The sequence below is a fragment of the Streptomyces violaceus genome, from assembly GCF_036014075.1.
Classification (GTDB): Bacteria; Actinomycetota; Actinomycetes; order Streptomycetales; family Streptomycetaceae; genus Streptomyces; species Streptomyces violaceus.
The window spans coordinates 6862719-6876502 of the sequence record NZ_CP107911.1 but is presented as its reverse complement, the minus strand read 5'-3'; the positions used below and the strand labels follow the sequence as shown (position 1 = coordinate 6876502).

Sequence of the window (13784 nt, the reverse complement as noted above, 5' to 3'; positions counted from 1 at the left end):
CCCTGAGGCTCCGGTGGTGACATCCAGATGCCCCATACACGGCAGGGCGGTCCTTACCCGCCAGTAGGGGTACGGACCGCCCACCGCTGAGAGCAAGGTCACTCGATTTCGCTACACCGAGAGCATCCCTGTTGACCAGGGACGTCACCCTTTCGGGGAAGGGGTGTCACCCGTCCAGGGAAGCGAGCGCCTTCCTCATCAGTGCCGTCCGGTCGGCCGCCGCGGCGACGTGTTCCAGGCCGAAGCCGAGCAGCACGGTGTCGTCCGTGGTGACCGCGCCGTAGGTCTGGAACAGCGCTCCGGTGCGCGTCCAGTCCTTGAGGACGGCCGGGCTGCCCAGGGGCGGGCCGGCCACCTTCCAGGCGCCGAGGGAGGTCTCGAAGCCCTCGGTCTCCTTCGCCGTGCCGCCGGAGACGAGCGAGGCGTCGTCGGCGAGGACGCCGTGCCCGCCCGTGCCCGGGTCGGTGACGTAGCTGATCGACACCTCGACGGTCTTGCCGGCATAGGCGCTCAGGTCGAAGTTCACCTGCTGCCAGCCGCTGGAGGCGCCGGTGAGGCTGTGCCACTGGCCGGTGCTGCCGGTCGCGGTGCAGCCGTCGTCCGTCGGGGTGAGGTAGCGCTTCAGCCAGGGGTGCTCATTGACGTAGTAGCCGGCCGCGCATTCCTCCGGCACGGTGGCCTTGGTGGCGCCGCCCGCCTCGGGCAGGGTCGTCCAGTCGTCGGCGCCGGTGGTGTGGGCCTCTACCAGGACGTGGTCGTAGCCGGGTTCGGTGTCCCACAGCAGCTGGGTGCGCAGCGTGGTCTTGTCGGCCGCCGTGGTGCCGGTGAGGTCCACGGTGCTGGTGAGGCGCTTGTAGCCGTCGTTGGTGTGGACGGCCGCCGCCATGGAGGAGCCCGCGTACGGGCCGTACGGGTTCACCGTGCCGGCGAACTGTCCCGCGCCCTCACTCGCGAACTGCGGGTACTTGTCGGCGGGCAGTTCGCCGGAGGTGACCGAGTAGGTGCCCGCCTTGTCCAGCGGGTTGCCGGGGGCTCCGGCGAGCGTGCCCGTGAAGCCGCCGAGCCCGCCGGAGCCGGTGAAGCCGGTCGCCCCGGGAGTCGAGGTGCGGCTGTAGGCACCCAGGTAGTACTGGCCGAAGTCGTTCGACAGGGTGCCGCCGCCCAGGTCGACGCTGCCGCCGGCCTGCTCGCCCGCTTCGATCAGACGGCCGCCCTCGTTGAGGAAGGCCCGCAGCTGGAGCTGGGTGGCGACGCCCGGGGCGCCCGCGCCCGTGTAGTGGACGACGGTGTCGAAGTGGCTCAGCACGCCGAGCGCGTCGGGCGCGCCCTGCTTGGCGACGTCCCAGACGACGGCCTTGCGGCCGTTGGCCCGGAGCGCGTCGACATAGCTCCGCGCCTGCGTGGCGGTGGCGCCTTCCTCGGCGACCACCAGGGTGTTCGCCCTGGGGAGCTCGGCCACGGTGTAGGTGAAGCGCTTGCTGGAGACCGGCTTCCCGTTCTTCGTCTCCCCGGTGAACCACACCTCGACCTTGTCGCCCGGGTCGCCGTCCTTGACCTTCGCCCGGTACTCGTCGAAGTAGAGGTTGTCCTCACCGCCGTACGTCTCGCCGCCCTTCCAGGGCCTGAGTGCCATGTCCTCGGTGCGGCCGCCGTTGACGCGGTACCTGAGCTCCTTGTCGCGCACGGACTTGCGTGCGACGACGGAGATCTCCTGGTCGGCGCCGCGCGAGTACGACGTGGAGAAGGCGGCCGGGGTGAAGTCGGCGGCGCTCATGCCGACCGAGGAGGACGGCCGGTCGGGGTGGGCGGCCGACTCGGCGACGGAGAGCGCGAACGGGACGTTCTTCGCGAACTCCTGCTGGATCAGCTTCTCGTCGTCCGGGAAGGTGAAGACCGACCGGCAGTCGGGCGCCTTCCACTCGTCGTTCGGGTCGACGTTCGATGCGGTCGCACAGGTCGACATCTCAGGGGTGAACATCGCCAGGCCGTTGACGTTCGCCGCGTGGCCGTCGGCCTCGCCGTTCGTCGTGTACAGCTCGGAGGAGACCTGCGGGTGGTAGCCGGGAACCGCCGGGTTCTCGGGCGTGCCGGCGAGCGCCTCGTACAGGACGTCGTCCGGGGTCGGGGTGGCCACCTGCCAGCCGACTCCATAGAGGATGAGTTCGGCGGCGGAGTGGTAGTTGATGCCGTACGTGAAGCCGATCCGCTTCTGGAAGGCGTCCAGGGCCTTGGTCTCCGGCTCGGAACCCGGGCTCGCGCCGCGGTAGGTCTCGCTGGTGGGGTTGGGGGACGAGCCCTCGTCGTCGTAGCCCCACTTGTAGGTGAAGTTGCGGTTGAGGTCGACGCCGTCTCCGGTGCCGATGATGCCGTCGCCGTTGACGTCCCGCAGGTTCTTGCGCCACATGCGGTTGTCGTCGCTCTTGAAGGTGTGGTCGTATCCGTCGGGGTTGGCCGACAGGAGGAACCACAGCTCGGTGGAGTCGACGATCTTCTTGACGCGCTTGTCCGTCTTGTACTTGCCCAGGTAATGGTGCATCAGGCGCCGGGTCATCTCTGGCGTGATCCACTCGCGCGCATGCTGGTTGGACATGTAGAGGACGGAGGGCTTGGAGCCGTCCTTCGTCTTCTTCGCGTTCTTGGTGAGCTTCAGGGCGAGGATGTCCTGGCCGCCCACCGTCTTGCCGATGGAGACGACCTTGGTGAGGCCGGGGTGCTGCTGCGCGGCCCGGAGGATCTCCGCCTTCAGCCCGCCCTCTCCGCTGTACGGGCGGAACACGCCCTCGGCGGCGTTCTTGACGCGCTTCTCGGCACCTGCGGAGACTTTGTGCTCGGCGAGGTCGACGCCCTGCTTTTGAAGCTTCTTCGCCTGCTGGTCGGTGAGATAGACCTCGACGGGGCCCGTGCCCTTTTCGGGCACCTGCTCGCCGAGTTCGTGGCCGTCCTGGCCGGCCGCCAGCAGCAGGGGTACCTGCTTCTGGGTGACATCGGCCCGGAAGACCTTGACTTCGTCCGAGTCGGACGGGGCTGAACTTCCCGGTTGTGCCTGGGCGATGGGTGCGATGCTCGCTCCGCCGATCAGGAGCGCGCCGACAGCGAGGATCGATCTCGCTCTACGTCTCATGAACCCCCCTAGCGTGGGTTCGCCACAGCAGCGAACAGATGCCAGGCTCATGACAGTCCATGATCGAGTCAAGAGCGCCTCAACGACACGCAAAAGCCGGTGCCGACCACCCAAGTGGGCGTCAGACACCGGCTGATTGACGGCCTGTGAGGTCAGCCGACGAGGTTGTCGGCGAGTTCGTCGGCGAGGGTGGACTCCGTGCCCGGGATGCCGAGGTCGGAGGCGCGCTTGTCGGCCATGGCCAGCAGGCGGCGGATCCGGCCGGCGACGGCGTCCTTGGTCAGCGGCGGGTCGGCGAGCGCGCCCAGCTCCTCCAGGGAGGCCTGCTTGTGCTCCATGCGCAGCCGGCCGGCGGCGGCGAGGTGCTCGGGGACGTCGTCCGCGAGGATCTCCAGGGCGCGCTGCACACGGGCACCGGCGGCGACGGCCGCGCGGGCCGAGCGACGGAGGTTGGCGTCGTCGAAGTTGGCGAGCCGGTTCGCCGTGGCGCGCACCTCGCGGCGCATCCGGCGCTCCTCCCAGGCCAGCACCGACTCATGGGCACCGAGCCGGGTCAGCAGGGCACCGATGGCGTCACCGTCACGGACGACGACCCGGTCCACGCCGCGCACCTCACGGGCCTTGGCCCCGATCGACAGGCGGCGGGCGGCGCCGACCAGCGCGAGCGCGGCCTCGGGGCCCGGGCAGGTCACCTCGAGGGAGGAGGAGCGGCCGGGCTCGGTGAGCGAGCCGTGCGCCAGGAACGCGCCACGCCAGGCGGCCTCGGCGTCGCAGGTGGCCCCCGAGACCACCTGCGGGGGCAGGCCACGGATCGGGCGGCCGCGCCCGTCGACCAGGCCGGTCTGGCGGGCCAGCTGGTCCCCGCCCGCGATGACGCGCACGACGTAGCGCGAGCCGCGGCGCAGTCCGCCGGGTGCCATCACGATCAGTTCGGAGCTGTGGCCGAAGATCTCCAGGATGTCCCGCTTCAGACGGCGGGCCGCCATCGCGGTGTCCAGCTCCGCCTCGATCACAATCCGACCGCTCACCAGGTGGAGGCCGCCGGCGAACCGCAGCATGGCGGAGACCTCCGCCTTTCTGCAGCAGGTCCGGGTGACGGGGAGCCGGGAGATCTCGTCCTTCACCGCTGCCGTCATCGCCATGGGCCGATCCTTCCATGCATCCGAAAAATACGGTCGTACGCGGCGGCCAACAGCTCCGGGTCGTGCCTCGGGGTCCCGTCGGGCCTGGCAACCGGCGCCAGCTCGACCGCGGCCCCGAAGCGCTTGGCGGCGTCGGTCAGGGAGTCACGGTCGGGCACGGCGGCCTCGTCGGCCAGCACCACGTCCAGGGCGAGTTTAGGGGCGTGTCGTCCCAAAACCTCCAAATGACGCTGCGGGGAGAAGCCCTCGGTTTCTCCGGGCTGCGGGGCGAGGTTCAGGGAGAGTACCCGGCGTGCCTTGGTCTGCGTGAGCGCGTCCAGCAGCTCGGGCACGAGCAGGTGCGGGATGACCGAGGAGAACCAGGAGCCGGGGCCGAGCACCACCCAGTCCGCGTCCAGGACGGCCTCGACCGCCTCGGGCACGGCGGGCGGGTCGTGCGGCACGACGTGCACGGACTGCACCTCGCCGGGGGTGAGGGCGACGGTGGCCTGGCCGCGGACCGTGTCGACCTCCTCCGGGCGCTCCGGGTCGTGGCCCTTGACCAGGGCCTGGAGCTCCAGCGGGACGGCGGACATGGGCAGCACACGCCCCTGGGCGCCCAGCAGCCGTCCGACCAGGTCGAGGGCCTGCACGTGGTCGCCGAGCTGCTCCCAGAGTGCGACGATCAGCAGATTGCCGACCGCGTGCTCGTGCAGGTCGCCCTGGGACTGGAAGCGGTGCTGGATGACCCGGGCCCAGGTCTGGCCCCAGTCGTCGTCACCGCACAGCGCGGCCAGCGCCTTGCGCAGGTCGCCGGGCGGCAGCACGCCCAGCTCGTCGCGGAGCCGGCCGCTGGAGCCGCCGTCGTCGGCCACGGTGACGACGGCGGTGAGGTCGCCGGTGATCCGGCGCAGTGCGGCCAGCGAGGCGGACAGACCCATGCCGCCGCCGAGGGCGACGACCTTGGGCTGGGTGCCCCGGCGGCGCGGTCTGCCGCCCCGGGCCTCGGCGGGCCGGCCGGCCCGTGCGTCGGTGCTGCCGTCGGGCACCACCCGGCGCAGCCGGCTCAGCCGCGGAGTACGTCGTGTCATTCGCGTCCCATGTCCCGGTGTACGACCACCGTCTCCACGCCTTCGGACGCGAGGCGGGCGGCGAGCTTCTCCGACATGGCGACCGAGCGGTGCTTGCCGCCCGTGCAGCCCACGGCGATGGTCACGTAGCGCTTGCCCTCACGGCGGTAGCCGGTGGCGATGAGCTGGAGGAGCTCCGTGTACCGGTCGAGGAACTCCTTGGCTCCGGGCTGGTTGAAGACGTACCCGGAGACCTCGTCGTTGAGGCCGGTGTACGGACGCAGCTCCGGTACCCAGTGCGGGTTCGGCAGGAAGCGGCAGTCGACGACGAGGTCGGCGTCGACCGGCAGACCGTACTTGTAGCCGAAGGACATCACCGTGGCCCGCAGCTCCGGCTCCTCCTCGCCGGCGAACTGGGCGTCCATCTTGGCGCGCAGCTCGTGCACGTTCAGGCTGGAGGTGTCGATCACCAGGTCGGCGTCGCCGCGCAGCTCGCGCAGCAGTTCGCGCTCGGCGGCGATACCGTCGACGATCCGGCCGTCGCCCTGGAGGGGGTGCGGGCGGCGCACCGACTCGAAGCGGCGCACCAGGGCCTCGTCGGAGGACTCCAGGAAGACGATCCTCCGGGTGACGTTCTTCGCCTCCAGGTCGGCGAGGGACTCGCGGAGATTGTCGAAGAAGCGGCGACCGCGGACGTCGACGACCACGGCGATCCGGGCCACGTTGCCCTGGGAGCGGGCGCCGAGCTCCACCATCGTGGGGATCAGCGCGGGCGGCAGGTTGTCGACCACGAACCAGCCGAGGTCCTCCAGGCACTTCGCGGCCGTCGAGCGGCCGGCCCCGGACATGCCGGAGATGATCACCAGCTCGGGGATGGCCGCGTCCGGGACCGGGGCCTTGTCGTTGGGCGTGCCCGTACTCACCTGTGCTCCGTCTCCGGCTTGCTGTTCTTGCCCGTCGTGCTCGTTCACATTCATGTCTCCTGCCCCCGTCGTTCGTCCGGGGCGCCCATCGTCACGGGCTCCCCACTGGAACCCATGGTGCCGGGTTCCGTGCCAGGTTCCGTGCCGGGTTCCTCTTCCATGATCTCTCCAGTCGCCGTGTTGACGGCGGGTGCGGCCGGGGCCGCCTGGGCGAGGGCCGCCGCGATGGTCTCCGCGGTCTTGCGGCCTATGCCGGGAACCTCGCAGATCTGGTCGATGGTGGCAGATCGCAATCTCTTCAACGAACCGAAGTGTTTCAGGAGTGCCTGCTTCCGCGTGTCCCCGAGTCCCGGCACGTCGTCCAGGGGGCTGGAGCGGAAGCGCTTGGCCCGCTTCGAGCGCTGGTAGGTGATCGCGAACCGGTGGGCCTCGTCGCGGACCCGCTGGAGCAGGTACAGGCCCTCGCTGGTGCGGGGCAGGACCACCGGGTCGTCGTCGCCGGGCAGCCAGACCTCCTCCAGGCGCTTGGCGAGGCCGCACACGGCGATGTCGTCGATACCGAGCTCGTCCAGGGCCCGCCGGGCGGCAGCGACCTGGGGGGCGCCGCCGTCGACGACCACGAGCTGGGGCGGGTAGGCGAACTTCCTGGGACGGCCGTCGTCCTCGGTGAGGCCGGTCCCGACGATCTCGCCGTTGCTGTCGATCTCAGGGGTTTCGGCGTTCTCGCCGTCGGTCCACTCCCCCGTCTTCTCCTTCTCGGCGAGGTAGCGCCGGAAGCGGCGGGTGATCACCTCGTGCATGGAACGGACGTCGTCCTGCCCCGCGAAGCCCTTGATCTGGAAGCGGCGGTACTCGCTCTTGCGGGCGAGCCCGTCCTCGAAGACGACCATGGAGGCCACGACGTCGTCGCCCTGGAGGTGGGAGATGTCGTAGCACTCGATCCTGAGCGGGGCGCTGTCCAGGTCGAGGGCGTCGGCGATCTCCTCCAGGGCACGCGAGCGCGTGGTCAGGTCGGAGGCGCGCTTGGTCTTGTGCAGGACGAGCGCCTGCTGCGCGTTGCGCTGCACCGTCTCCATGAGGGCCTTCTTGTCGCCGCGCTGCGGGACGCGCAGGGAGACGATCGAGCCGCGCCGCCCGGTGAGCCACTCCTGGACGGGCTCCACGGGGTCGGGCAGGGCCGGGACCAGGACCTCCTTGGGGACGGCGTCGCCGGTCTCCTCGCCGTAGAGCTGCTGCAGGGCGTGCTCCACGAGGGCTCCGGTGGTGATCTCCTCCACCTTGTCGGTGACCCAGCCGCGCTGGCCGCGCACGCGTCCGCCGCGTACGTGGAAGATCTGGACAGCCGCTTCCAGCTCGTCCTCGGCGACCGCGATCAGGTCGGCGTCGGTGGCGTCGGCGAGCACGACCGCGTTCTTCTCCATGGCCTTCTTCAGGGCCTCGATGTCGTCGCGCAGCCGGGCCGCCCGCTCGTACTCCATCTCCTCGGCCGCTTCCGCCATCTGCTTCTCCAGCGGCCGGATGTAGGTGTTCGTCCGGCCGGCCATGAAGTCGCAGAACTCGTCGGCCAGTTCGCGGTGCTCCTCGGCGGAGACCCGGTCCACGCAGGGGGCCGAGCACTTGCCGATGTAGCCGAGGAGGCAGGGGCGGCCGGTGCGGGCGGCGTTCTTGAAGACGCCGGCCGAGCACGTGCGCACGGGGAAGACACGCAGCAGCAGGTCGACGGTGTCGCGGATCGCCCACGCGTGCCCGTACGGCCCGAAGTAGCGGACGCCCTTCTTCTTGTGACCGCGCATCACCTGCACGCGCGGGTACTCCTCGTTCATCGTCACCGCGAGGTACGGGTAGCTCTTGTCGTCGCGGTACTTGACGTTGAACCGGGGGTCGTACTCCTTGATCCAGGAGTACTCCAGCTGGAGCGCCTCGACCTCCGTGGACACCACCGTCCACTCCACGGACGCGGCCGTGGTGACCATGGTCCGGGTGCGCGGGTGCATTCCCGCCAGGTCCTGGAAGTAGTTCGCCAGGCGCTGGCGCAGGCTCTTCGCCTTTCCGACGTAGATCACCCGGCGATGCTCGTCACGGAACCTGTAGACCCCCGGCGTGTCGGGGATCTCACCCGGTTTGGGGCGGTAGCTGGAGGGGTCGGCCATGTCTCACACCCTACTGGCGAGCACCGACAGTCCGACGGGAGCACGGGGCCCGATCACGGGCTTGGCGGGTGGCAGTTTCCAACGGCATGTCCCGCCGCGGGGATTACGGCGGGCCGGTAGCGGGAATGCAGGCTTCCCACGGGGACACGGCGACGTCCGGCGGACGGAGGCCGTGTCGGTGCAGGCACAGGTTGTCAGTGCGGACCGGCCGCTTCCTTTGCGGAGCGGGCGGGCCACGGGTCGGAGGGCTGCGCAGATGAAGCAGATGCGGATCGAGAAAACCCGGCGGACGGTCCGTGCCCGCCGGTACGCGGACGAGGCGTTCGCGCTGCGCGACGCCCTGGACCCGCGCGACCCCGACATAGTGCGGGCCAAGCGTCTCGCCCTCGAGGAACAGGGCGGAAGCGACCGCTCCTAGAAACTCACCGTCCGCCACGAGCGCCCGGGGTGTACGCCCCGGGCGTTCGGCATGTCCGGACGAGTCCCGGGCGGGCGTACATCACTGTCCGGCATCAGGTGTTGTCGGGACCAGGTCAACGCGCTTCAATGCGGTGGAACTCGGGGCCCTGAACGACGACGTACGCATGTGAAGACCTGCCGTGCGCCGGCGGGACGGCCCCGGGCGGCCCGTGCGAACGGTCTGACCAGCCGTTGCCGACTCATAGAGAGGCCCCTGCATGCCGCACGCCACACAGCACGCGGACATCGCCACCGCGGACCTGGACTCGGCCCTGCGAGGCGGCCCCTTCCACGTCGCCCTGCGTGCGGCGATCGCAGCCCGTGGACTGCCGCTGCAACGCGTGCAGCACCATCTGTCCCGCCACGGCGTGAAGGTCGGTGTCACGAGCCTCAGTTACTGGCAGCAGGGGGCCAGGCGTCCGCAGCGCCCCGAATCGCTGCGAGCCGTCCGCGCGCTGGAAGAGATCCTGGAGCTTCCCGAGGAGTCGCTGATCCGGCTGCTCGCCGAGCCCGACGCCGGACCGGCCGGGCAGCGGTCCGCGGCCCGGTCCTATCGCTCCCTCGTCGAGGCCTCCGGGGTCCTGGATCAGTTGCTGGCCGAGCTGGACTGCCCGCCGGACGGGGGCCTGCACACCCTCGGACACCACGAGCGGCTGCGGATCGGGGCGCGGCGCGAGCTGGCCGAGCGCGAGTCGCACCACATCGTGCGGGCCCACCGGGACGGCATCGACCGCTTCGTCGCCGTCCACCACGGCGACCGGGGAGCCGTGCCCGAGCGCATGAGGGTGCACGCCCTGGAGAACTGCCGTACGGGACGCGTCCGTTGGCACCGCGACACCGGAGTGCTCGCCGCCGAGCTGCTCTTCGACGCCCGGCTGCGGGCCGGGGACACGTTCCTGTTCCGCTACGGCGTCGAGGACGGGACGGCGGATGAGTCGCGCGAGTACGTCCGCGGTTTCGACGCCCCCGGCGGCCAGTACGCGCTCCAGGTGCGCTTCGACGCGGCGGCCCTCCCGGCGCGCTGCCACCGGTTCGCGCAGCACTCGGCGGCGGCGCCGCGCAGCGGCTGCCAGGACCTGGCACTGAGCGGTCGGCACCGGTCGGTGCACGTGGTCGAGCCGCGGGTGCGGGCCGGGTTTCTGGGGATCGGCTGGGACTGGGAGTAGGCGTCACGACGGCGGGGCCGTGTCCGGTCTGCGGTCGTAGTGACGGTCTCGTGCAGACGTAAACGCTTACGCAAGCGTTTACGTCCGGCGTCGGATGCGATACGTTCCCCGCCGGACCGCCGGACCGCCGGACGGACCGCCGGAAGCGGAGGAGGGAACGGCATGGCGACCATGGCCGACGTCGCACGGAGCGCCGGTGTCTCCGTGGCGACCGTCTCGCACGTGCTGAACGGCACCCGGCCGGTGCTGCCGCACACCCGCCAGGCGGTCCTGGACGCCGTGGAGGAGCTCGGCTACACCACGAACACGCTGGCCCGCTCCCTGGTGACGTCCCGCACCCGTTCCATCGGGCTGGCGGTGTCGGCGATCAGCAACCCGTACTTCACGGAGATCCTCCAGGGCGTCGAGGCCAGTGCCCTGGAACACGGTTACAGCCTGTTGATCGCCGATCCGCACGACGACCCGGAGCACGAGCGCAAGGTCGTCCAGCTCCTGCACGAGCGCCGGGTGGACGGCATGATCGTCGCGCCCTCGGCGGATCCGCGCTGGCTGCTCGCCTACCTGGGGCGGCACGACGTGCCGGCGGTGTTCCTCGACCGGCTGGTGGACGCCCCGGCGGCGGACGGCGGTCCGCGTTTCGACCAGGTGTGCGCCGACAACGCCGAACCGACGTCCCGGCTGGTCACGCATCTCGCCGGCCTCGGCCACCGGCGGATCGGGCTGGTGGCGGGGCGACCGGGGCTCAGCACCACGAGCGAGCGGATCACCGGCTACCGCAGCGGTCTCGCCTTCGCCGGACTGCCGTACGACGAACGGCTCCTGGTGCATGGCGACTCGGAGTCGGCCGGTGGCGAACAGGCCACCGCGGCCCTGCTGTCCCTCGGAGTGCCGCCCACCGCGCTGGTCACCGGCAACAACGCCATGACCATCGGGGCGCTGCGTGCTCTGCGCGCCCGCGGCCTGTCCGTACCCGGCGACATCGCGCTGTGCTGCTTCGACGACTTCGCCTGGGCGGATCTGTTCTCGCCCCGGCTCACCGTGATCGCGCAGCCCAGCAAGGACATCGGCGCCCAGGCCGTACGCGTGCTCCTGGAGCGTCTCGCCGAGCCGGGCCGGCCGGCGCGGACCGTGCGGCTCCCCTCCGCCTTCGTCCATCGCACCTCGTGCGGTTGCCCGGAGGAGCCGACGCGATCCGAACATCCCGAACAGTCCCAGCAGGCCCAACAGCCACAGCAGTCCGTGCAATCCGCGCAGTCCGCGCGGGCCGCGCAGTCCGAGAGAGGAACCGTCGCATGATCGTCGTCGCCGGTGAGGCACTGATCGACCTGGTACCGCGGGGCGCGGGTGCCCTGGCGGCCCTGCAGCCGGCGCTCGGCGGCGGCCCGTACAACACGGCCGTGGCGCTGGGCCGCCTCGGCTCCCCCGCCGCCTTCTGCTCCCGGGTGTCGTACGACGCCTTCGGGGAGGCGCTGCTGGACCGGCTGCGCGAGACCGGGGTCGACGTGTCGTCGGTGCAGCGCGGCGCCGAGCCGACGACCCTTGCCGTCGCCACGGTCGGCGTGGACGGCTCGGCGGCGTACTCCTTCTACGTGGACGGGACGGCGGACCGGCTGTTCGCGGCGCCCTCGGCGCTGCCGTCGGGTACCCGTGCGGTCTCCTTCGGCACCTGCTCGCTGGTGCTGGAGCCGGGGGCGAGCGCGTACGAGGAGCTGATGCGTTCGGCGGCCGCGCAGGGCCTGTTCACCGCTCTGGACCCGAACATCAGGGCCGGGCTGATCCCGGACGCGGACGCCTACCGGGCCCGTTTCAAGAGCTGGCTGCCGTCGGTGTCGCTGCTGAAGCTGTCCGCCGAGGACGCCCAGTGGCTCGGCGGCACGCCCCAGGAGTGGCTGGCGGCCGGCCCGGCAGCGGTCGTGATCACCCGGGGCGGCGACGGGCTGACCGTCTTCACCGCCGACGGCGGCGAGTACGCGGTGCCGGGCGAGCGAGTGGAGGTCGTGGACACGATCGGCGCGGGTGACACGGTCAACGCGGCACTGCTGCACGGGCTCGCGGTACGCGACGCCCTCAGCGAGCGGGCACTGGCGGCACTGGGAGCCGACGGCTGGACGGAACTGCTGGGCTTCGCGGCCCGCGCGGCGGCGGTCACCTGCTCGCGGGCGGGGGCGGAACCGCCGTACGCGCACGAGCTGGACGGCTGAAGCCGCTCAGCCGACGTCCCCGACGGCCCGCAGCGCGCCGGGGCGACGACCGTTCAGGCGGTCCAGAGCGGCGGCCCTGGCATCGTCGGCGGGCAGGTGGATGATCACGCGCTGGCCCTCGTCGGGCAGCACGAGGGTCTCGTGCAGCAGTCGCAGCGATCCGGCCTCCGGGTGCTCGATGTGCTGGGAGCCCGTCCGGCGTGGGACCACGGCAAGGTCGGCGAACCGGTCGGCGAAGTCCGCCCCGGCCGTCACTGTCAGCTCGTCGGCCAGCTCGGCGACGTACGGGTCCCGGAGAGGGGCCCCGTGCCGGAGCCGGGCGGCGAGGTCGTCGGCCACCCGGTCCCAGTCGCGGTAGGCGCCGCGGGCCCGCTCGTCGGTGAACAGGTACCGGAGCAGGTTGGGCCGCTCGTCGTCGAACAGGCCGAGGGGACCGGCCAGCCGCTCGTAGCCCGCGGTGTGGGCGAGGATGTCGCCGATCCAGTTGATCACCAGCGCGGGGGCCGGCTCGAGGCGGTCCAGCACGGACCGGACGGTGGGGCGCGCCGTGCGGCCGAGCGACAGGGCAGCCCCACAGACCAGCGGGTCGCCGCCGTCCGCCTCCTTGGTCAGGCGGCGCAGCAGCATCCGGTCGTTGAGCGAAAGGTGCAGGGCGTCGGCGAGGGCACCGAGCACCTGGGCGGAGGGGTTGCGGTCGCGTCCCTGTTCCAGCCGGGTGAGGTACTCGACGCTCATGCCGGCGAGCGTGGCCAGCTCGGCGCGCCGCAGGCCAGGGGTGCGGCGCCGCGACCCCGTGGGCAGACCCACCTCGGCGGGGCTGACGGCTTCACGCCAGGTACGCAGGAACGTGCCCAACTCGTTGTCGCTCACCCGCCGAACGTACAACGCGCGCGAGCGCGGATCGTGGCCCTGCCACTACCAGGCTCCGGACGGTCTCCCTCGTGGGCCGCTCGGCCCTCAGGGTGGAGCACATGACGAATGACATCGCTGCCGCCGCTTCCGCCACCGCCCTGCCGCTGGCTCCGGGGAACTGGGCCCTGGACCCGTTCCACTCCTCCGTGAACTTCACCATCCGTCACCTGGGCATCGCCAAGGTGCGGGGGCGTTTCGAGCGGTTGGAGGCCGAACTCTTCGTCGGGGAACGGGCCGAGGACGCGCGGGTCTCCGCGACCGTCGACCTCGCCTCGATCGACACCGGCAACGCCGACCGCGACGCGCACGTCCCCGCCTCCGACCTGCTCGACGTCGAGAAGCGTCCGACGATGACGTACCGCTCGACGCGCGTGTCGGGTGAGGGTGAGGACTGGACGATGGAGGGCGAGCTGACCATCGGCGAGGTGACCCGCCCGGTGACGCTCGCCGTGGAGTTCGGCGGGCTGGTCGAGGTGCCGATGGACGGCAGCCGGCATGCCGGGTTCGAGGCGACCGGCGAGATCCGGCGCAGCGAGTTCGGGCTCGACTTCGCTCCCGGTCTGCTCGGTGAAGTGGTGAAGATCCAGCTCGACATGCAGTTCGTGGAGCCGAAGAACGACTGTTCAACACGCCGACGCGCCGTGCTCCACGGGGTGTTCCC

10 protein-coding genes and 1 pseudogene are annotated in these 13784 nt (G+C 71.3%); 5 read left to right on the top strand and 6 right to left on the bottom strand.

All coding sequences use genetic code 11. The annotated features are described in order from the left end of the window. Positions 1–166: 166 nt before the first annotated feature. From OG542_RS30900 to uvrC, 5 genes are all read right to left on the bottom strand, one after another. On the bottom strand, positions 167–3121 hold the full coding sequence (locus tag OG542_RS30900) for a M14 family metallopeptidase (protein ID WP_328415088.1): 2955 nt from the start codon (positions 3119–3121) through the stop codon (positions 167–169). A 152-nt stretch (positions 3122–3273) separates the two neighbouring features. Further along, the gene (gene whiA / locus OG542_RS30895) at positions 3274–4263 is read right to left on the bottom strand and encodes a DNA-binding protein WhiA (protein WP_184596845.1); all 990 of its coding nucleotides are present in this window, start codon (positions 4261–4263) and stop codon (positions 3274–3276) included. After that, a complete protein-coding gene (locus OG542_RS30890; protein WP_189731002.1) occupies positions 4254–5333 on the bottom strand; it encodes a gluconeogenesis factor YvcK family protein in 1080 nt (359 codons plus the stop codon). Before OG542_RS30890 ends, whiA begins: the two co-directional genes overlap by 10 nt. Continuing rightward, positions 5330–6289, bottom strand: a complete 960-nt coding sequence (gene rapZ, locus OG542_RS30885) for an RNase adapter RapZ (protein ID WP_184596841.1) — start codon at positions 6287–6289, stop codon at positions 5330–5332. The genes OG542_RS30890 and rapZ overlap by 4 nt, the downstream gene beginning before the upstream one ends. Further along, a complete protein-coding gene (gene uvrC, locus OG542_RS30880) occupies positions 6286–8385 on the bottom strand; it encodes an excinuclease ABC subunit UvrC (RefSeq protein WP_311125063.1) in 2100 nt (699 codons plus the stop codon). The genes rapZ and uvrC overlap by 4 nt, the downstream gene beginning before the upstream one ends. A 256-nt stretch (positions 8386–8641) precedes the next feature. Here uvrC and OG542_RS30875 point away from each other — a divergent pair, with 256 nt between their 5' ends. From OG542_RS30875 to OG542_RS30860, 4 genes are all read left to right on the top strand, one after another. Beyond that, complete coding sequence (locus OG542_RS30875) at positions 8642–8803, top strand: hypothetical protein (RefSeq protein ID WP_189730995.1); 162 nt, start codon at positions 8642–8644, stop codon at positions 8801–8803. Between the two features lie 259 nt (positions 8804–9062). After that, positions 9063–10010 (top strand): hypothetical protein, encoded by a 948-nt coding sequence (locus OG542_RS30870; protein ID WP_328415084.1) that lies wholly within the window; start codon positions 9063–9065, stop codon positions 10008–10010. Between the two features lie 162 nt (positions 10011–10172). After that, positions 10173–11306: a LacI family DNA-binding transcriptional regulator gene (locus OG542_RS30865; RefSeq protein WP_328415082.1), complete on the top strand. Its 1134-nt coding sequence runs from the start codon at positions 10173–10175 to the stop codon at positions 11304–11306. Next, on the top strand, positions 11303–12211 hold the full coding sequence (locus tag OG542_RS30860) for a carbohydrate kinase family protein (RefSeq protein WP_328415080.1): 909 nt from the start codon (positions 11303–11305) through the stop codon (positions 12209–12211). The genes OG542_RS30865 and OG542_RS30860 overlap by 4 nt, the downstream gene beginning before the upstream one ends. 6 nt (positions 12212–12217) lie before the next feature. On the opposite strand, the gene OG542_RS30855 is transcribed toward OG542_RS30860, so the two are convergent. After that, positions 12218–13081, bottom strand: a complete 864-nt coding sequence (locus tag OG542_RS30855; RefSeq protein WP_328415078.1) for a helix-turn-helix domain-containing protein — start codon at positions 13079–13081, stop codon at positions 12218–12220. 101 nt (positions 13082–13182) lie between these two features. On the opposite strand from OG542_RS30855, the pseudogene OG542_RS30850 reads away from it, so the two are divergent. After that, positions 13183–13740 (top strand): annotated as a pseudogene (locus tag OG542_RS30850) (YceI family protein); the annotation flags it as partial. Positions 13741–13784 lie beyond the last annotated feature (44 nt).

Coding starts and splice junctions, on each gene's coding strand:
- OG542_RS30900 (WP_328415088.1), bottom strand. CDS start 3,121: ATGAGACGTAGAGCGAGATCGATCCTCGCTGTCGGCGCGCTCCTGATC.
- whiA (WP_184596845.1), bottom strand. CDS start 4,263: ATGGCGATGACGGCAGCGGTGAAGGACGAGATCTCCCGGCTCCCCGTC.
- OG542_RS30890 (WP_189731002.1), bottom strand. CDS start 5,333: ATGACACGACGTACTCCGCGGCTGAGCCGGCTGCGCCGGGTGGTGCCC.
- rapZ (WP_184596841.1), bottom strand. CDS start 6,289: ATGAATGTGAACGAGCACGACGGGCAAGAACAGCAAGCCGGAGACGGA.
- uvrC (WP_311125063.1), bottom strand. CDS start 8,385: ATGGCCGACCCCTCCAGCTACCGCCCCAAACCGGGTGAGATCCCCGAC.
- OG542_RS30875 (WP_189730995.1), top strand. CDS start 8,642: ATGAAGCAGATGCGGATCGAGAAAACCCGGCGGACGGTCCGTGCCCGC.
- OG542_RS30870 (WP_328415084.1), top strand. CDS start 9,063: ATGCCGCACGCCACACAGCACGCGGACATCGCCACCGCGGACCTGGAC.
- OG542_RS30865 (WP_328415082.1), top strand. CDS start 10,173: ATGGCGACCATGGCCGACGTCGCACGGAGCGCCGGTGTCTCCGTGGCG.
- OG542_RS30860 (WP_328415080.1), top strand. CDS start 11,303: ATGATCGTCGTCGCCGGTGAGGCACTGATCGACCTGGTACCGCGGGGC.